Source organism: Kosakonia sp. PSU_27 (assembly GCF_039409795.1).
GTDB lineage: Bacteria > Pseudomonadota > Gammaproteobacteria > Enterobacterales > Enterobacteriaceae > Kosakonia.
On sequence record NZ_JBCIVK010000003.1, the window covers coordinates 595,996 to 612,847 of the forward strand.

The following is a 16,852-nucleotide window of genomic DNA, read 5'->3' on the forward strand; positions in this document are numbered from 1 at the left end:
TTTTACCGGGAGTTCAAAATTGATGGTCGCCAGCATAAGCGGTATTGTGCAAAGAATTAAGTGCAATGAAATCACTACTCGATGAATATTATGCATCCCACGTTACGGCGTCTTGATCTCAACCTGTTACCCGTTTTCGACGCGGTCTACCGCCACCGTTCTGTGCGCCAGGCGGCAGAAGAACTGGCGATGAGCACATCGGCACTCAGCCACGCGCTCTCAAGACTACGTGTGACGCTCAACGACCCGTTATTTTACCGGGAAGGGCACGTAATGTGCCCAAGCGTTTATGCCAGCCAGCTTGCGCCCGCCATTGCGTCGGCATTAGCGCATCTCAACCATGAACTCACCCCGCAAGCGGAGTTTGATCCCGCGACGACCACAGACTGTTTGCAGGTCGCGATCACTGATTTCACCGTGTTTAGCATTTTCCCCGCGCTGATGGCCGCATTACAGCATACGGCGCCCGGGCTGCGTTTTGAGTTTCGCTATTTGCCTCATAGCCCGGCGCTTAATGAGCTGCTGGCAGGAGAAGTGGATTTCGCGCTGGGGTTTAGCGCGCCGCAGGATATTCATTACGCAGAGCTGGATGAGATCAGCTTGTTTGCAGATGAATATGTCGTTATCAGCAATCAACACAGGCAACAGTTAACGCTGGACGATTACCTTGCCGCGCGCCACCTGGTGGTGACGCCGTGGAATGAAAGCAAAGGCGTGCTGGATTGTGAACTCGAACGTCTGGGTTATACGCGACAGGTGGCGATAAAAACCCCTTCGATGCTCAGCGCGCCTTTTATTATCGCCGACAGCGATCTGCTGATGGCGCTTCCGCGTTCGGCAGCGGAAAAGTTAAAACAGGCGGCAAGGATTAACATTTTTGCGCTGCCTTTTTCGGTTCCGCCGTTCGAGGTGAAGATTTATTCCCATAAACGCAGCGGCAAGCGCGGGGCGGCGCAGTGGTTGCAGAAAATGTTGAAAGAACTGTTGCACCCGCAAACTACGCGCAACACGTAAACAGCCTGTCCGTAGGCCAGACGTTGCGCAGTACGCACAAAACGGCGATGACTCGTTAGCGAATGCGGCGGGAGTGCTGTTACCTCCCGGTGATGCCTTCGCGCATGAATGTGACGGCGTTCTTATTTATTAATAAGACTTTCGCTGGCTGCATTAACCCGCCAAAAATAACACTCTATTTATTAATTGGTTACTTTTTTATAACCTCAAAACGGTTAAGTTGTTAAAGATATACAACTTCTATCGATTAACTCGTTTTTTTTTATTTCCGATATAGAGATAAGGCGCGGTTCGAATGCCCGAAGCCGATGCTGTACCCGCCATATAAAACAACAATAGGTACTCATGCCATGAAACTATCCCTCGCGCAAAAACTTTGGCTCCCTCTCATCGTGGCGCTGGTGTGCCTTGCCGGGACACTGCTCTACAGCTCTTTTACGGTCAAAGAAGACCAACTGTCACTGCGCAAAAACGAGTTGCAGCATGTTTCGCAACTGGCGCTGAGTATCGTCAAAACACAGGCCGCGCTGGTTGATAAAGGGGCGATCACGCAACAGGAAGCGCAGCAGCGTGCAACCCAGTTAATTAAGGATTTACGCTATGGAGAAACGGGATACTTCACGATTCTCAATACCCAGGCTGAAGTGATTATGCATCCGATCAACGCCAAGCTGATTGGTCAGGGGCCACAGGTTGCGGATGCCAATGGTGCCTACATCTTCAGAGATATGGTTGCGGTTACCCGTGATAATCAGGCCGGGTTTACCGCTTATGTTTTTCCGCGCCCCGGCGAGACGGAAGCTCAGCCGAAAATCGCTTACAGCATTCCGTGGGCGCCCTGGGGCTGGATCATCACCACCGGTCTGTATGTGGATGATATCGACGCGGCGTTTCGGGTTTCGCTGTATCAGAACCTGATTGAATTTGTGGCTATCAGCATTTTGTTGTCGGTGATCGTCTATCTCATCAACCGGGGAACGTTGCTGGCACTTGGGGGCGAACCTCGTTATGCCGTTGATGTCGCCGCGCGGATTGCCGCCGGGGATCTTTCGCAGACGGTGGATAAAAAATCCGGGGACAACTCAAGCCTGATCCACGAAATGGGCGTGATGCGTGAGCAACTGACCGCGGTGATCAATGATATCCGTGAAGGGGCGGAGATCATTAACACCAGCACCCATGATATTGTTGCCGGAAATCAACAAATTGCCTCACATTCCGAGCAACAGGCGATGTCGCTGGAGCGCACCTCGTCCAGCATGGAACAGATCACCGCCGCCGTGAAACAAAACGCGGAGAACGCCGGGCAGGCGCGTCATCTGGCGAGTGAAGCTGTGGATATTGCTTCGCGCGGCGGTGTGGTAATGCAGAGCATGAATGAAACCATGAACGGTATCTCCGAGAGCGCCGGGAAAATAGCGAGCATTATTGAGGTGGTCAATGGCATCGCGTTTCAGACCAATATTCTGGCGCTGAACGCGGCGGTTGAAGCAGCCAGAGCGGGTGAACAGGGCAGAGGCTTCGCGGTGGTCGCCGGTGAAGTGCGCAGTTTGTCATTGCGCAGTTCGCAGGCAGCGCAGGAGATTAAAGGGCTGGTGGAAGAGTCTGTCACGCGCGTCAATAACGGCTCGTCACAAATCAAAATTGCCGGCAGCAGTATCGACGACATGATTGTGGCGGTACGGCGCGTCTCGGACATCATGTCGGAGATCTCCGTCGCGACCGAGGAGCAGAGTAAAGGCATCAGCCATGTTAACGAAGCGATTGTGCAAATTGATGCGGTCACGCAGCAGAACACCGCTCTGGTTCAGCATGCGGTATCGGCGGCCAGTGCGCTGGAAGAGCAGACCCGTCGACTGACGCAGACGGTAGCCTTTTTTAATACCGGCAGATAATCACCGCGACATCACGTTCCTGGGCCTGCGAAGGCAGGCCCGTTAAGGCTTATCCCTGCCAGCCTCGCCATGACAGGCAAAGCAGCACTTGCAATCACGGGGCTTCATCTTCACTTTTACAGTGGACAGCCTTTATTGCTCAATCGGCAAGCGTAAGCCCTGAGCAAAACAATGCTGCTGGTCAGGAATACCTGAAAAAACGCGAGGTTGAAAACCGCGACTAGTGCAAGGGGCGCACGCGCTCGGCTCGCAAAGCAACGTTTTGCCTGGATGAAAGGTGAGTGGTTTATCGCGTGCGCTTGGCAAAAAAGCAAAAAGCCTGCTTAAAAGCAGGCTTTTTTAAATCTGGCTCCTCTGACTGGACTCGAACCAGTGACATACGGATTAACAGTCCGCCGTTCTACCGACTGAACTACAGAGGAATCGTGTGAACGGGGCGAATATTAGCGATGCCCCAGAGCCTTGTCAAAGGATGGATCGTGCCGTCGCGATCGTTTGCTGACTATTTCAGCAATCTGCTGCCGGGATAAGCACTTAAGCGCGTATTTGCACCAAAATTGTGCAATGCATCTTCCATGGGGCATCATACAAACCACTGTTTCAGTAATAATTCCCCCGCTCGTAATTAGAATCTCTTATTATCCAGCCTGTTAGCGCCTTTCATTTTGCCTAACTAAAACTGGCAAGCATATTGCAACTCCTCTGGCTACATCACATCCGGCGTTGGCACTGGTACCCGTACAGGAGGCAAAATGAACTTAAGACGACTGAAATACTTCGTAAAAATCGTCGATATTGGAAGCCTGACTCAGGCAGCCGAAGTATTACACATTGCGCAGCCCGCGCTGAGCCAGCAGGTTGCCACTCTGGAAGGCGAGCTGGATCAGCAATTACTTATTCGCACCAAACGCGGTGTGACGCCGACCGAAGCGGGCAAAATCCTCTACACCCATGCACGGACGATTTTGCGCCAGTGCGAACAGGCGCAACTGGCGGTAAACAATGTCGGTCAGTGCCTGCGGGGACAAGTCTCCATCGGCCTGGCACCGGGCACTGCTGCGTCTTCCGTCACCATGCCGTTGTTGCAGGCGGTGCGGACCGAGTTGCCGGAAGTTATGGTTTATCTGCATGAAAATAGCGGCTCAACGCTGAACGATAAATTGCTCAGCGGGCAACTGGATATGGCGGTGCTGTATGAACGCGCGCCTGGCGCGGGGATCAACAGCCTGCCGCTGCTGAAAGAGGATCTCTATCTGGTGGGCACGCGTGACTGCCCAGGCCAGAGCGTCGATCTGACGGCGGTTGCCGATATGAATCTTTTCCTGCCGCGCGATTACAGCGCTGTCCGTTTGCGTGTTGATGAAGCCTTTTCGCTGCGTCGACTGACCGCCAAGATCATTGGCGAAATTGAGTCGATCGCCACGCTGACGGCGGCGATTGCCAGCGGAATGGGCGTGACGGTACTGCCGGAATCTGCCGCGCGTTCGCTGTGCGCCGCGACCAACGGCTGGATGGCGCGTATCACCACGCCGTCGATGAACCTGCCGTTGTCGTTAAACGTTTCCGCGCGCGGCACGCTCTCGCCGCAGGCGCAAGCGGTGAAAGATATTTTAATGTCATTAGTCAGCCGCCCGGCAATGGAAAGCCACGAGTTGCAGCTGGTGAGCTAAGCATTATTCCTTAATGGAATAAGATGCTGGTTTTTATTATTTGTTCTGCCTGGCCGCAGACTTTAACAATATCGTCATGTCTGACAGGCCAGGAGCAGCGAAGGGTGAATTTCCAGCAACTCAAAATTATCCGCGAGGCGGCGCGGCGGGATTACAACCTGACCGAAGTCGCCAACATGCTTTACACATCACAATCCGGCGTGAGCCGCCATATTCGTGAGCTTGAAGAAGAGCTGGGGATTGAGATTTTTATCCGTCGCGGCAAACGTTTGTTGGGCATGACGGAACCCGGTAAAGCGCTACTGGTGATTGCCGAGCGCATTCTTAACGAAGCGAGCAATGTGCGCAGGCTCGCCGATCTGTTTACCAATGACACCTCTGGCGTACTGACCATTGCGACGACGCATACTCAGGCGCGTTACAGCTTGCCCTCGGTGATTAAAGCTTTTCGCGCGCTGTTCCCGGAAGTGCGGCTGGAGTTGATTCAGGGCACCCCACAAGAGATTGAATCTCTGCTGCATAACGGTGGCGCAGACATCGGCATTGCCAGCGAACGCTTAAGCAATGACAGCTCACTCGTGGCGTTCCCCTGGTTTCGCTGGCACCACAGTTTGCTGGTACCGGCGGATCACCCGTTGGCGCAATCCTCACCGTTAACGCTCGAAGATATCAGCCGCTGGCCGCTTATCACTTATCGCCAGGGGATAACCGGACGTTCGCGTATTGATGAAGCGTTTGGTCGCAAGGGGTTAATCCCGGATGTGGTGCTGAGCGCGCAGGATTCCGATGTTATCAAAACCTATGTTGAGCTGGGGCTGGGCGTCGGGCTGGTGGCGGAGCAATCGAGCGGCGAAAACGAAGAGGGCAAACTGGTGCGGCTGGATACGCAACACCTGTTTGATGCCAATACTGTCTGGTTAGGGTTAAAACGCGGCCAGTTACAACGAAATTATGTCTGGCGCTTTATTGAACTGTGTAACGCCGGGCTGTCGGTCGAGGATATCAAACGCCAGGTGATGGAGCCGGACGAAGCGGCGATCGATTACCAGATTTAACAAGGGTCACAAGAAACAGAGCCTCCGCATGCGGAGGCTTTTTTTACTGATGCGCGTGCGGCGGTGTTTTCATCAGCATCGCTGTCAGAGCGGAGAGCAGACAGCCTGCCAGCAGATAAATGGCGACGGAATGCCACTCACCGCCGGAAAAGTTCAGCAGCGCGGCGGCAATAAAGGGCGTAAACCCGCCGCCAACCACGCTGGCGACCTGGTAACCAACACCCGCGCCGCTGTAGCGATAACCCGCGCCGAACATTTCGGTGAACATCGGCTGCTGTACGCAAACCACCATATCGTGAGCGATATTGGCAAGCAGTAACGAGAAGAGCACCACGCCGAAAATGGAGCGCATTTCCAGCGCCATAAAGAACGGGAAGGCGCTCAGTGCGCCGATCAATGCGCCGGTGATATAGATGCGCCGCCGTCCAAAACGATCCGCCAGCCAGGCGAATAACGGAATGGTCAGGCAACTTATCCCGCCGACCAGCAAGCCGATATTAAGGAACAGCTCACGCGGTAAACCCAGATTTTGCGTCGAGTAGTTCAGCGCAAAAGCGGTGACGATATACATGGTCAGCAGTTCGCACAGGCGCAGGGCGATAATTTTCAAAAACGCCCCCGGATGGCGAAACAGCGCTTCAAATACGGGCGGGCGTTTTTTTATTTGCGTCGGTTGTTGCGTCTGCGCTCGTTCAAACTCGGCCGATTCCGCCATGCCGTTACGCACCCACAGCGCACCGAGCACCAGTACAATGCTGAACAAGAATGGCAGACGCCAGCCCCAGCTCAGAAACTGTTCGTTGGTGGTCAGGCTGCTGATGAGCGACACAAGCCCCGTGGAGAGCAATAACCCGACGCCATATCCGACCTGAACGCCGCTGCTATAGAAGGCTTTTTTGCCGGAGGGCGCACTTTCGACTGCCAGCAGCGCCGCGCCGCCCCATTCGCCACCAACGGCGAAACCCTGAATGGCGCGCAGGATGACCAATAACGCCGGTGCCCACCAGCCGATGGTGGCAAAAGAGGGCAGAATACCAATACAGGCGGTGGCGATCCCCATCATCCAGACCGTCATCATCAGCATTCGCTTGCGACCGAGACGATCGCCGAAATGACCAAAGACAATGCCGCCGAGCGGGCGGAATAAAAATCCGACGCCAAACGTGGCGAAAGCGGCAAGCGTGCCCATCGCCGGATCTATCTGCGGGAAAAATTCGCTGTTAAACACCAGCGCGGCGGTGATGCCATACAGTAAAAAATCGAACCAGTCGACCACTGCGCCAGCGAAGCTGCCCCAGGCCGCACGGCGGGCGCGATTTAGTGGCGGTACCTCTTCATCGGGGCGGGTAGTGATGAGCGTGGAGTCCATAGTTGTTCTGTCCGTTCCTCAAAATTGCAAAATTTTCTAGTTTTAATAGGAGAAAAGGTTACTCACATCGTACGCAGCTAAACAAGTCGCTATTGAGACTACAGCGACAGCGGACAGGTGAAAACTCTTTTGCAGAGCGGGCGGCATGAAAGGGGGAATTTAACTCAGGGGGCGTTAATGCGCAGAAGATTATTCGGTTGTCGAATGATTCGCATGTGTGGTATTCGGGCGATTGATGTTACACCGCAGGCGCCGACCATAAGCCGTTAATCTTCTTATCGGATGCCCGACCTGTCATGCGCCTGGCAGGCCGGGTATCCATGTTATTCATTGCCTACGGCATTGATGGCTAACGTACGCGATGAATACGGCGTAAAGCGGCAAGCAGGTTGTTTTTATCCGCCTCGCTGAGATTGGGCGCCATAATTTGTGCCGACAGCCATGTGGTGTCTGCTTCAGTAAAGGCACCGGTGAGCAGCCGCTGGCTGATGGCGGTGAGCAACTGGCTATCGAGTTGATTTATCTGTTGCCGGGTCGCGTCCAGGCTTCTGACCGAGTGGCTGGTATCCGGTGTGGCTAACCAGTCGGCCAGATAGCGATACTGAACGGCCTTGCTGGCGTTCATTAATGCGCGGAAAAAAGGCTCCACGGAACCGGGATCCAGACCCGCGTCCTGGGCATTTTTCACTGCTTCTGCCAGTACTTTTTGTTCCCGCCCGACATCTTCCACGGGGGAGTGGTGCTGTGCCTTGTAACTGGCGACATCTTTCATGATCAGCATGCGTTCATTGAGTGCTGATGAAAGTGTGCTGAGCGACACCGAGGCGACGGAGCCTGCAAACACATTGCCGCACATGAACAGTGACGAAAGGAAAACAACCGCAGACTGGAACATCAACTTACCCTCCTGTCAAAACCCAAAAAAAAGCCGTTCTCGGGGAAGAACGGCGAATCGACCATCACGGCTAAAATCACTAACACGATTCATATTCTATTAGTTACGTGAATGAATTATTTCCTGGTGAGCGTTTTATGTAAGTAAATGAAACGATGTAAATAAGCGACAAAGAGTGAGGGCGCAGCGTGAAAATTGTGCTGGCGCATGCGGGATGTACAATACCAGGCACGAAACGGCGCGGGAACGCCTGACGCTCTCGTGTCGCTCAGGCTTAACGCTTGTTACCTTTGGGAACATTCAGATGACAGATATCGCAATCAGACCAGCGCGAAGCGAGTATTTTGCGGCGTTAAGAGCCATCGAACTTGCATCGTTTGAAACCCTGCGCGAGGCGGGTGCAGTGAGCGGAACGCCTGTCGCTAACAGCCTGGAAGCGTTGCACCAGCTGTGCAGGGAAGGGGTATTGCTCGTCGCGTTTGCTCCGGACGATATCCCCGTCGGGTTCGCCGGTGCCGTGATTAGGGAAGACTGGCTGCACATTGCCGAAGCGGATGTTCACCCGGACTGGCAGCGGCAGGGCATTGGCCGGCGCCTGATGCACGCGCTTTTGTCGGAAGGCAAAGCGCGCGGTTTAAACGGTGCTTCGTTGACGACCGATCGTAATGCGCCCTTCAACGCACCTTTTTACGCTTCGCTGGGTTTTGACATCGTTGAAGGCAACGCCATTTCACCCCGGCTGAAAGCTGTGCTAACAGAGGAAATCCTCGCTGGGCTGGATCCGAAACGCCGGGTTGCCATGCAATTAGTGTATTGAAATCAAGGGTCGCAGTGCGTTATGTGCAAGCGCGCACGGACGGATAGATAAACAATCGCTTAGCGCAGGCAAGCGATATATTTCTCACCTGAACGGCGCACCATTTCCGCAGCATCGTGCGCGATCTCCCGCCCTTCAAACGCACCGTAGAGTTTCGCGAATTTCACCGCATCCAGCCGGCGCATTATTTCACGAACCGTCTCTGCTGGCAGCGGCAGCATATTCGGATAGCTCCACATGAAGGAGACGGCATTAGCGCCTGGCGTGACCTGAACGATATCGCCGGATAGCAGCACACCATCATCCCGCGCCCAGTGAAGGACGCAGCCGCCGGCAAAATGACCGCCAAGGCGCATGATACTTACGTCTGATGTCAGTTGAAGTGTATCGCCATCCCAGAGGGTAATGTGCGGGCTGTCGCGCATGATCCATTCGCGATCGCGTTCATGCAGATAAATCGGGGCGTCAAATGCGGCAGCCCAGTCTTGCATGGTGGTATAGAAATGAGGATGCGAAATAGCAATAGCCCTGAGCCCGCCCAGAGAGGCGATCAGCGTTTTTGTGGCGTCGTCGAGGGTGGAAATGCAGTCCCACAGGATATTGCCCTGCGCTGTTCGCAGCAGAAAAGCGCGCTGCGCAATCGCGAAATCAGGCACGGTTTTAATGCTGAAGAGATCGCTTTCGTGTTGTTGCCATTTATTGACATGCGAGGCCAGAAGGGTGGGGAAATCAACCCACTTCTGCCCGGTTACCGGCACGAACTGGCGCTCATCTTCGCAGATAGTGCACCGGTGTGGGGGAGTGTCAGTTATTTCATACGATGTGCCGCACGCGTTGCATAAGGTGATCATTATCGTCCTCTTTGTTGCGGATACGTCAGTGCTAAAGGGTTTTGCAGCGAATGGCCGCTTTTTTGCGCGCCATTATTTGAGTAATAACCTCTTTAGCATGGCACATGAAGGCCGCGGTATGTGCTGGAGAGTGCGGCCAAAAAAAAGAAGAAATGCCCGCTGCGCGACAGAACGGTTCAGCGCGCAGCAGGCTGGGGCAGAACGAAGGAAAAGGTGATTGCCGGATTTAAGGCTCGTTCGGTGGGAAGGTGTCGCGTTTTTCTGCCCATTTCAGCATGGCATCCAGCGCCGGGCACAGGGCCTGGCCCCACTCCGTCAGCCGGTATTCCACCTTCGGCGGGATCTGCGGATAGACCTTGCGCGACACGATGCCATCCGCTTCAAGTTGCCTTAGTTGCTGGCTTAACATCTTTTGCGAAATGCCCGGAATAAGCCTGCTGAAATCGGAGTAGCGCTGCACTTTTCCATCAAATAAATGAAACAGGATGACCAGCTTCCAGCGGCCTTCCAGTAATCGCAGCACCTGTTCGACGCCAAGCGCGGCGGTATCGGGGGTATAAATCTTACTCATAAGCCTGTTACTAACTTTTTTGTGCGTTCTTGATGATTTGACACTATATGGTGAAAATGAGAGCACCGCAAACCACAGGAGCCTCTCATCATGTCTTTGTCACTACCCGACGCTGTTGCTACCTACTTCGCCATCAGCAATGGCGCAGATATCGCCAACGTTAACCACTGTTTTACGCCTGATGCCGTGGTTATCGATGAACATAAGACCCATCGTGGCCTTGACGCTATCCAGGCCTGGCAACGCGACGTGCAGAGTGCGTTTGAGTACACCGTTGAACCGATCCGGGTTGCTGATGAGGGAACACGGTTAACGGTGACCTCGCATGTGGCGGGCAATTTTCCCGGCAGCCCGGTGCAGCTTAGCCATGCGTTCACTTTGCTGGACGGGAAGATTGCCGCACTGGAGATCGTCTGATGAGCATGAATCTGAACATACAAGGAAAACGCGTTCTGGTCACGGCGGGCACTAAAGGTGTCGGAAAGGCGGTTGTTGGTCTGTTTCATGAACAGGGGGCAAAAGTGTTAACCACCGCGCGGATCCAGCCTGATGAATCGTTAGCGGATCACTTTGTGGCGGCCGATCTGACAACGGTTGAGGGTTGTCAGCGCGTCGCGCAGGCGGTGCAGAGCCGCTTTGGCGGCGTTGATATTATTGTTCATGTTGTTGGCGGCTCGACAGCGCCCGCGGGTGGTTTTGCGGCGTTAGGCGAAGAGGAATGGCAGCAGGAACTGAATCTCAATCTGCTGCCTGCGGTCCGCCTCGACAGAGCACTTTTACCCGGTATGCTCGCGCAGGGAGCGGGGGTCATTATTCATGTCACCTCCATCCAGCGCGAACTGCCGTTGCCGGAATCGACAACAGCGTATGCCGCGGCAAAGGCTGCACTCTCGACCTACAGTAAAAGCCTGTCGAAAGAGGTCTCGCCAAAAGGGATCCGCGTGCTGCGTGTCGCACCCGGCTGGATTGAAACGGAAGCCTCTGTCGCGCTGGCTGAACGGCTCGCGCATCAGGCAGGAACGGATTACGAAGGCGGCAAGAAAATCATCATGGATTCGCTCGGTGGCATTCCGTTGGGGCGTCCATCAAAACCGGTGGAAGTGGCAAATCTCATTGTGTTCCTCGCTTCATCCTGCGCGGCGGCAATCACGGGTACGGAGTACGTTATCGATGGCGGCACAGTACCCACCGCGTAATCGCGACGACGATTGCGCGTGACCTCCATGTGCCGGCGGCTGTTTATTCTCTCGCGCGAGCTGGAATGTGTGTAAATCAGGCCGCTCGCTATGCGGAAAAAGAGAAGTAACGGCTGAAGGGAAGGGGGCAACACGTTGCCAGGCCTGAAAAGCAAAAAGCCTGCTTAAAAGCAGGCTTTTTTGAATCTGGCTCCTCTGACTGGACTCGAACCAGTGACATACGGATTAACAGTCCGCCGTTCTACCGACTGAACTACAGAGGAATCGTGTGAACGGGGCGCATACTACTGGCCCCGTACTTGAGTGTCAACACTAAATTTAACACACTGATTCAATTGGCGAATTAAAACACAGGCGGCGTTTTAATGTACCTGCCTTGCGCTTTCGTTATCGCAGCCCGCCTGCCCGCGCAGACGGCTTAGCGGATCCTGGCCATAAAAATGACAGAAGCGCTGCCACAGCGCCGGGAAGCGGGGAGCAAACAGCTCTGGCGCGCTAAAGAAATACTCGGAAAGCACGGCGAAACACTCTGCCGGATCGGTTGCCGCGTAGGCGTCGATGCTGGCCGCGCTTTCGCCAACCAGGTCAATCTCATCCTGAATATTGTCCATCGCTGCGCGCAGATCGTGTTCCCAGCCGGCCACTTCACGCAGCGGAATCAGCGGAATGCCGCTGGCGCGATCGCCGTTGCGCGTATCCAGTTTATGCGCCACTTCATGAATAATGAGATTGAAGCCGGAAGCGTCGAACGAGTCCTGAATATCCAGCCAGTTAAGGATGATAGGGCCTTGTTGCCAGCTCTGCCCGGACTGAACCACGCGCTGATTGTGCACCAGGCCAATGTCGTCTTCCCACTCGTCATCAACAACAAACGGCGCCGGGTAGATCAGCACTTCGTGGAAGCCATCGAGCCATTCAAGACCAAGCTCCAGCACCGGCAGGCAAAACAGTAAGCCGATGCGCGCGCTTTTCAGCGCATCCAGATCGAATCCTTGCAACGGAACCAGGCGTTTTTGCTGCAAAAAGCGATCAGCCAGATGAACAAGTTTCTCCTGTTCCTCCGGCGACAAATTTGCTAACACAGGGGCATTTAACGCTTCTTCCCAGGGGTATTCTGCGCCTTCGGCAGATTCCCTTGTCTTCCAGGGCCACTTAATCATCGTTTTGCTCGCAAACTCGCCACTTGAACCAAATTAACGGGACAGGGTCTGTTAAAATGCCAAATTACCTGGCATCATGGCAACCATCTGAACGGAGAGATGCCGGAGCGGCTGAACGGGACGGTCTCGAAAACCGTAGTTGGGGCAACTCAACCGGGGGTTCAAATCCCCCTCTCTCCGCCATTATTCAAACAGTTACGCGCTTCGCTTTCAACTACTCCCGTCACAGTTGCTTTTCCACTCTTGCATTTGCACATTTTATAACCTTTTCTTAACATAATCGATAGAAATGATTGCCGCTTTTACCATTAATTTTTGTAGCGTTTTCCCGCGGCCTGGAAATATCACCGCACGCGCGTTAATTACACTTTTTCTTATTAATTTTTATCCCGTTACATCTGTTTGTCATTTACGTGTTGCACACTCTTTGGCGGTCTGCGGCCGTTGCAGGTGAGGGGATTCATCAGTCTCGCTGATATATCTTTAAAATTCATCAACTGGCGATATGATGAGAGAGTTGTCACATTTATGTCGGAACCATTTCCTTCCTTTCATCCCTTAACCCATGCGGTAAAAACCATTATGGACGATAAAGCGGTGCGCAGCCTCGGTGGCAAACTGGCACTCTGGGTGTTCTGGATTTTCTGCGTCTATTTTGTCTGGTCGGTGCTTAATGATATCTGGCCAGTCAGCCAGACAAATTTGCCGGCCGGGTTTAATACTGGCACTGTGGGTACCGCGACCGGGAGCTGGCTGAATTCGATTTTTGGCGTGCTGGTGTTAGCCGTCGTGGGTGCGATACTTGGCGCTATTGCCTGGTACACACGTCCGCAGGATCCGGATGCCTGAAATAGCGGGTAAGGGCTTTCATTGACGGGAACAAGCATGAATGTAATCGACTGGCAGTACCGTTTTGACCAATGGATTTCTCAGCATTTCAACCACGGCGACGCCGCGCATGATGTCTCACACTTTCGTCGGGTCTGGAAAACAGCACAAACGCTCATGCAGGGCCAGCAGGTCGATGCGCTGGTGGTGCTGACCGCCTGTTATTTTCATGACATTGTGAGCTTTGCCAAAAATCACCCCCAGCGTCATCAGTCCTCGGTGATGGCCGCAGAAAAAACGGCGGCTATTCTTGCAAGCGAGTTTCCTGATTTCCCGCAACACGCCGTGGCTGGCGTGCGCCATGCCATTGAAGCGCACAGCTTCAGCGCCGGCATCGCCCCGCAAACGCTGGAAGCGAAAATTGTTCAGGATGCCGATCGGCTGGAATCGCTGGGGGCGATTGGCCTTGCACGCGTTTTTGCCGTTTCCGGCTCAATGGGAGCGGCCTTATTCGATGGCGAAGATCCGTTTGCCGCCGAACGTGAACTGGATGATAAAGCCTTCGCTCTCGATCATTTTCGTTGCAAGTTGCTGAAACTACCCGCCACCATGCAGACTGAACAAGGGCGTAAACTCGCCGAACACAACGCGGATTTTTTAGTGCACTTTATGGCGAAACTCAGCGCCGAACTGCAAGGCGATCACCAGCGCGTTGATGAAGAGGTGCTACGCCGCTTTGGTTTTCATCTGGCCTGACGGAGACGCGTGATGGCGGATGTGCATGATAAAGCGACGCGCAGTAAAAATATGCGCGCCATCGGCACAAAGGATACGGCGATTGAAAAGCGGCTTGCCGCGTGTCTTGCTTCACTGGAACTCGATTTTCGTGTCCAGGACGCCGCCTTGCCGGGGCGGCCTGATTTTGTGCTCGACGATTATCGCTGCGTTATCTTTACCCACGGTTGCTTCTGGCATCACCACACCTGTTATCTGTTCAAAGTGCCTGCCACGCGCACGGATTTCTGGCTGGAAAAGATTGGTAAAAACGTTGAACGCGATGCACGCGACACGGCGTTATTGCTGGAGCAGGGCTGGCGAGTGCTGGTGGTCTGGGAGTGTGCGCTGCGGGGGCGGCTAAAACTTAGCGACGAGGCGCTAAGTGAACGGCTGGAGGAGTGGATCTGCGAAGGTCAACAGGCCGCGCAGATCGACACTCAGGGGATCCATGCGACGACGGTTACTTCTCTGCCTCGCAAGGCGTAACGATCGGGCGCGCCGGAATAAGATATTTACCCAGCGTCACCAGTACCACCGCCATAATAATAATGCCCAACGCCAGCCATTCCACGGATGAGAGATGTTCCCCGCCAAAACTTGTGCCGAGCAGCACGGCGACAACCGGATTGACATACGCATAGCTGGTGGCAACGGCAGGCGAGACGTTGCGGATCAGATACATATAGGCGTTGATGGCGATAATGGAGCCAAAGAGCGCCAGATAACCGACGGCAAAGAAACCGGAAAGTGGCGGTACTGCGCTAAGGCGCTCGCCACTTAATGCCGAAGCCGCTAACAACACAATGCCTGCGGCCAGCATTTCGATTGCGCCCGCCATCATTCCGCCCGGCAGTTCAATGCGCGAACCGTATACCGAGCCAAATGCCCAACTTAGCGAACCGACCAGAATCAACACGGCCCCCCACGGATTACCGCTTAAATTCCCGCCGCTATTAAGTAAAACAATGCCTGCCAGACCAATGGCTATGCCAAACCATTCAAGTTTTCGCGTCTTAATGCCGAAAAAATGACTGAAACACAAGGTAAATAACGGAACGGTCGCCACAACAACAGCGGCAATTCCCGATGGCACATTTTGGTGTTCGGCGACGGTCACAAACCCGTTGCCCACCGCCAGCAGCAGCACGCCAATCAGTGCGGCATTAAGCATCGGGCGCAGCGGCGGCAATTTATGGCCGGTCAGTAATAAGACGCTGGTCAGAATGACGCCCGCAGATAAAAAGCGTGTACCGGCCAGCATAAACGGCGGCCAGCTTTCAACACCAATGCGAATAACAAAGTACGTGGAACCCCAAATAATATAGAGCGCGAAAAGCGCGCCAATAAGCGGTAAAACCTGCCTGAAACGCATAACCCACCACGGCAAAAGATAAGAGGCTTATAGTAAACGTTAAAACTATCGGCCTGGCGAGTGGTTAATTGCGAAAGAGGTGTTAAATTTTTGTTGACTCAAGGGGGTGATTTTCGTCCCGGACTTTTTCCATCATACTGAGAAGCGTGACATCATAAATTCAAAAGGAAGACATTTTGGCAGGAAGTAGTTTATTAACATTACTCGATGATATTGCGACGTTGCTGGATGATATTTCAGTGATGGGCAAACTGGCGGCGAAAAAGACCGCCGGTGTGCTGGGCGACGATCTTTCGCTTAACGCGCAGCAAGTCACCGGCGTGCGCGCCAATCGTGAATTGCCGGTGGTGTGGAGCGTCGCGCGTGGGTCATTGCTGAATAAGGTGATTCTCGTCCCGCTGGCGTTACTGATTAGCGCCTTCATCCCCTGGGCCATTACACCTTTGTTGATGCTTGGCGGCGCATTTTTATGCTTTGAAGGTGTGGAAAAAGTGTTGCACACGTTTGAAGCGCGTAAACATAAAGAGAGCCCGGAGGCGCGCCAGCAGCGTCTGGAGGCGCTGGCAGCGCAGGATCCGCAGCAGTTCGAGAAAGATAAAATCAAAGGCGCAGTGCGCACCGATTTTATTCTCTCTGCCGAGATTGTTGCCATCACGCTTGGCATCGTTGCCGACGCGCCTTTGCTGAATCAGGTGCTGATCCTGTCGGGCATCGCGGTGCTGGTTACCATTGGTGTTTATGGGCTGGTGGGTATCATCGTGAAGCTCGATGATATGGGCTACTGGCTGGTAGAGAAACCGGGCGTTCTGACGCAAGGGCTGGGGAAAGGGTTGTTATTCACCGCGCCCTGGCTCATGAAGATCCTGTCTGTCGTCGGTACGCTGGCAATGTTCCTGGTCGGCGGCGGGATTGTGGTACATGGTATTGCGCCGTTACATCACGCTATCGAACATTTTGCCGCGAGCCAGCCCGCATTGCTACAGGCGCTGACACCGATGGCGGCCAACCTGGTGCTGGGCTTTGTGATTGGTGCCGTGGTGGTCGCGGTTTTGAAAGGTGTGGAACGTTTACGTGGCGGTGAAAAATAAAATCTCGCGGCAGGGATTATGCAAATTTAAGTAACTTCGTCTAAGGTGAAAAAGTTTCGCCCTGATACCGGAGGCAAGAATGGTCTTTTTGGTCAGCGATGAAGTGCAGAGTAAAAAGGGTGGTCCGCTCATGATTGTTACCGGTTATGCCAGCGGTATGGTTGAGTGCCGCTGGTATGACGGCTACGGCGTCAAACGGGAAGCCTTTCGTGAAGATGAGCTGATGCCTGGCGACAGGCGGCGGATCCACGAAGAAGCATAACCACTAAAACGCCCGGCATTGCTGGGCGTTTT

The 16,852-nt window shown here is 54.0% G+C and carries 18 protein-coding genes and 3 tRNA genes; 13 read left to right on the forward strand and 8 right to left on the reverse strand.

Going from position 1 to position 16,852, the window contains the following annotated elements:
- Positions 1-81 precede the first annotated feature (81 nt).
- Both AAIG26_RS09715 and AAIG26_RS09720 read left to right on the forward strand, forming a co-directional pair.
- Positions 82-1,014: a LysR family transcriptional regulator gene (locus AAIG26_RS09715; protein ID WP_343180616.1), complete on the forward strand. Its 933-nt coding sequence runs from the start codon at positions 82-84 to the stop codon at positions 1,012-1,014.
- Positions 1,015-1,364: 350 nt separating this feature from the next.
- Positions 1,365-2,909 (forward strand): methyl-accepting chemotaxis protein, encoded by a 1,545-nt coding sequence (locus AAIG26_RS09720; protein WP_343180617.1) that lies wholly within the window; start codon positions 1,365-1,367, stop codon positions 2,907-2,909.
- Positions 2,910-3,255: 346 nt separating this feature from the next.
- Here the strand turns inward: AAIG26_RS09720 and AAIG26_RS09725 are convergent.
- Positions 3,256-3,331: transfer RNA gene (locus AAIG26_RS09725), tRNA-Asn, on the reverse strand.
- Between the two features lie 330 nt (positions 3,332-3,661).
- Here AAIG26_RS09725 and nac point away from each other — a divergent pair.
- Positions 3,662-4,579, forward strand: coding sequence for a nitrogen assimilation transcriptional regulator NAC (nac, locus tag AAIG26_RS09730; RefSeq protein WP_086873058.1), 918 nt, complete (start codon positions 3,662-3,664; stop codon positions 4,577-4,579).
- A gap of 104 nt (positions 4,580-4,683) precedes the next feature.
- Positions 4,684-5,634: an HTH-type transcriptional regulator Cbl gene (gene cbl / locus AAIG26_RS09735; protein ID WP_343180618.1), complete on the forward strand. Its 951-nt coding sequence runs from the start codon at positions 4,684-4,686 to the stop codon at positions 5,632-5,634.
- Between the two features lie 43 nt (positions 5,635-5,677).
- Here the strand turns inward: cbl and shiA are convergent, their stop codons facing one another.
- Together shiA and AAIG26_RS09745 are read right to left on the reverse strand one after the other, a co-directional pair.
- Positions 5,678-7,003 (reverse strand): shikimate transporter, encoded by a 1,326-nt coding sequence (gene shiA / locus AAIG26_RS09740; protein ID WP_045511178.1) that lies wholly within the window; start codon positions 7,001-7,003, stop codon positions 5,678-5,680.
- Positions 7,004-7,352: 349 nt separating this feature from the next.
- Positions 7,353-7,898 (reverse strand): chorismate mutase, encoded by a 546-nt coding sequence (locus tag AAIG26_RS09745; protein ID WP_045511181.1) that lies wholly within the window; start codon positions 7,896-7,898, stop codon positions 7,353-7,355.
- A gap of 304 nt (positions 7,899-8,202) precedes the next feature.
- Here AAIG26_RS09745 and AAIG26_RS09750 point away from each other — a divergent pair, with 304 nt between their 5' ends.
- A complete protein-coding gene (locus AAIG26_RS09750; protein WP_343180619.1) occupies positions 8,203-8,715 on the forward strand; it encodes a GNAT family N-acetyltransferase in 513 nt (170 codons plus the stop codon).
- A 59-nt stretch (positions 8,716-8,774) separates the two neighbouring features.
- Here the strand turns inward: AAIG26_RS09750 and AAIG26_RS09755 are convergent, their stop codons facing one another.
- A complete protein-coding gene (locus AAIG26_RS09755) occupies positions 8,775-9,566 on the reverse strand; it encodes an MBL fold metallo-hydrolase (RefSeq protein WP_343180621.1) in 792 nt (263 codons plus the stop codon).
- A 226-nt stretch (positions 9,567-9,792) separates the two neighbouring features.
- Positions 9,793-10,137, reverse strand: coding sequence for a helix-turn-helix domain-containing protein (locus AAIG26_RS09760; protein WP_020454215.1), 345 nt, complete (start codon positions 10,135-10,137; stop codon positions 9,793-9,795).
- A 90-nt stretch (positions 10,138-10,227) separates the two neighbouring features.
- Between AAIG26_RS09760 and AAIG26_RS09765 the strand changes: the two genes are divergently transcribed.
- Positions 10,228-10,554: a nuclear transport factor 2 family protein gene (locus AAIG26_RS09765; protein ID WP_097405724.1), complete on the forward strand. Its 327-nt coding sequence runs from the start codon at positions 10,228-10,230 to the stop codon at positions 10,552-10,554.
- Positions 10,554-11,333, forward strand: coding sequence for an SDR family oxidoreductase (locus tag AAIG26_RS09770; RefSeq protein ID WP_343180622.1), 780 nt, complete (start codon positions 10,554-10,556; stop codon positions 11,331-11,333). The genes AAIG26_RS09765 and AAIG26_RS09770 overlap by 1 nt, the downstream gene beginning before the upstream one ends.
- A gap of 187 nt (positions 11,334-11,520) precedes the next feature.
- Here the strand turns inward: AAIG26_RS09770 and AAIG26_RS09775 are convergent.
- A tRNA-Asn gene (locus AAIG26_RS09775) sits at positions 11,521-11,596 on the reverse strand.
- 99 nt (positions 11,597-11,695) lie between these two features.
- On the reverse strand, positions 11,696-12,493 hold the full coding sequence (gene mtfA, locus AAIG26_RS09780; protein WP_020454212.1) for a DgsA anti-repressor MtfA: 798 nt from the start codon (positions 12,491-12,493) through the stop codon (positions 11,696-11,698).
- A 93-nt stretch (positions 12,494-12,586) separates the two neighbouring features.
- Here mtfA and AAIG26_RS09785 point away from each other — a divergent pair.
- The 4 genes from AAIG26_RS09785 to AAIG26_RS09800 all read left to right on the forward strand — a co-directional run bounded on the left by AAIG26_RS09785 (position 12,587) and on the right by AAIG26_RS09800 (position 14,584).
- Positions 12,587-12,676 (forward strand) — tRNA-Ser (locus AAIG26_RS09785).
- Between the two features lie 399 nt (positions 12,677-13,075).
- On the forward strand, positions 13,076-13,342 hold the full coding sequence (gene drpB / locus AAIG26_RS09790) for a cell division protein DrpB (protein WP_343180645.1): 267 nt from the start codon (positions 13,076-13,078) through the stop codon (positions 13,340-13,342).
- A gap of 36 nt (positions 13,343-13,378) precedes the next feature.
- Positions 13,379-14,077 (forward strand): phosphohydrolase, encoded by a 699-nt coding sequence (locus tag AAIG26_RS09795; RefSeq protein ID WP_045511200.1) that lies wholly within the window; start codon positions 13,379-13,381, stop codon positions 14,075-14,077.
- Positions 14,078-14,089: 12 nt separating this feature from the next.
- On the forward strand, positions 14,090-14,584 hold the full coding sequence (locus AAIG26_RS09800) for a very short patch repair endonuclease (protein ID WP_343180623.1): 495 nt from the start codon (positions 14,090-14,092) through the stop codon (positions 14,582-14,584).
- On the opposite strand, the gene yedA is transcribed toward AAIG26_RS09800, so the two are convergent.
- On the reverse strand, positions 14,559-15,470 hold the full coding sequence (yedA, locus tag AAIG26_RS09805) for a drug/metabolite exporter YedA (protein ID WP_020454208.1): 912 nt from the start codon (positions 15,468-15,470) through the stop codon (positions 14,559-14,561). The two genes, AAIG26_RS09800 and yedA, sit on opposite strands and share 26 nt — an antisense overlap.
- A gap of 176 nt (positions 15,471-15,646) precedes the next feature.
- Here yedA and AAIG26_RS09810 point away from each other — a divergent pair, with 176 nt between their 5' ends.
- Together AAIG26_RS09810 and AAIG26_RS09815 are read left to right on the forward strand one after the other, a co-directional pair.
- A complete protein-coding gene (locus tag AAIG26_RS09810; RefSeq protein ID WP_020454207.1) occupies positions 15,647-16,558 on the forward strand; it encodes a DUF808 domain-containing protein in 912 nt (303 codons plus the stop codon).
- A 79-nt stretch (positions 16,559-16,637) separates the two neighbouring features.
- The gene (locus AAIG26_RS09815) at positions 16,638-16,820 is read left to right on the forward strand and encodes a DUF2158 domain-containing protein (protein ID WP_020454206.1); all 183 of its coding nucleotides are present in this window, start codon (positions 16,638-16,640) and stop codon (positions 16,818-16,820) included.
- Positions 16,821-16,852 lie beyond the last annotated feature (32 nt).

Bases quoted from the DNA above. Each gene is read 5' to 3' on its own strand.
- AAIG26_RS09715 (WP_343180616.1), top strand. From the start codon at position 82: ATGAATATTATGCATCCCACGTTACGGCGTCTTGATCTCAACCTGTTA.
- AAIG26_RS09720 (WP_343180617.1), top strand. From the start codon at position 1,365: ATGAAACTATCCCTCGCGCAAAAACTTTGGCTCCCTCTCATCGTGGCG.
- nac (WP_086873058.1), top strand. From the start codon at position 3,662: ATGAACTTAAGACGACTGAAATACTTCGTAAAAATCGTCGATATTGGA.
- shiA (WP_045511178.1), bottom strand. From the start codon at position 7,003: ATGGACTCCACGCTCATCACTACCCGCCCCGATGAAGAGGTACCGCCA.
- AAIG26_RS09745 (WP_045511181.1), bottom strand. From the start codon at position 7,898: ATGTTCCAGTCTGCGGTTGTTTTCCTTTCGTCACTGTTCATGTGCGGC.
- AAIG26_RS09750 (WP_343180619.1), top strand. From the start codon at position 8,203: ATGACAGATATCGCAATCAGACCAGCGCGAAGCGAGTATTTTGCGGCG.
- AAIG26_RS09755 (WP_343180621.1), bottom strand. From the start codon at position 9,566: ATGATCACCTTATGCAACGCGTGCGGCACATCGTATGAAATAACTGAC.
- AAIG26_RS09760 (WP_020454215.1), bottom strand. From the start codon at position 10,137: ATGAGTAAGATTTATACCCCCGATACCGCCGCGCTTGGCGTCGAACAG.
- AAIG26_RS09765 (WP_097405724.1), top strand. From the start codon at position 10,228: ATGTCTTTGTCACTACCCGACGCTGTTGCTACCTACTTCGCCATCAGC.
- AAIG26_RS09770 (WP_343180622.1), top strand. From the start codon at position 10,554: ATGAGCATGAATCTGAACATACAAGGAAAACGCGTTCTGGTCACGGCG.
- mtfA (WP_020454212.1), bottom strand. From the start codon at position 12,493: ATGATTAAGTGGCCCTGGAAGACAAGGGAATCTGCCGAAGGCGCAGAA.
- drpB (WP_343180645.1), top strand. From the start codon at position 13,076: ATGGACGATAAAGCGGTGCGCAGCCTCGGTGGCAAACTGGCACTCTGG.
- AAIG26_RS09795 (WP_045511200.1), top strand. From the start codon at position 13,379: ATGAATGTAATCGACTGGCAGTACCGTTTTGACCAATGGATTTCTCAG.
- AAIG26_RS09800 (WP_343180623.1), top strand. From the start codon at position 14,090: ATGGCGGATGTGCATGATAAAGCGACGCGCAGTAAAAATATGCGCGCC.
- yedA (WP_020454208.1), bottom strand. From the start codon at position 15,470: ATGCGTTTCAGGCAGGTTTTACCGCTTATTGGCGCGCTTTTCGCGCTC.
- AAIG26_RS09815 (WP_020454206.1), top strand. From the start codon at position 16,638: ATGGTCTTTTTGGTCAGCGATGAAGTGCAGAGTAAAAAGGGTGGTCCG.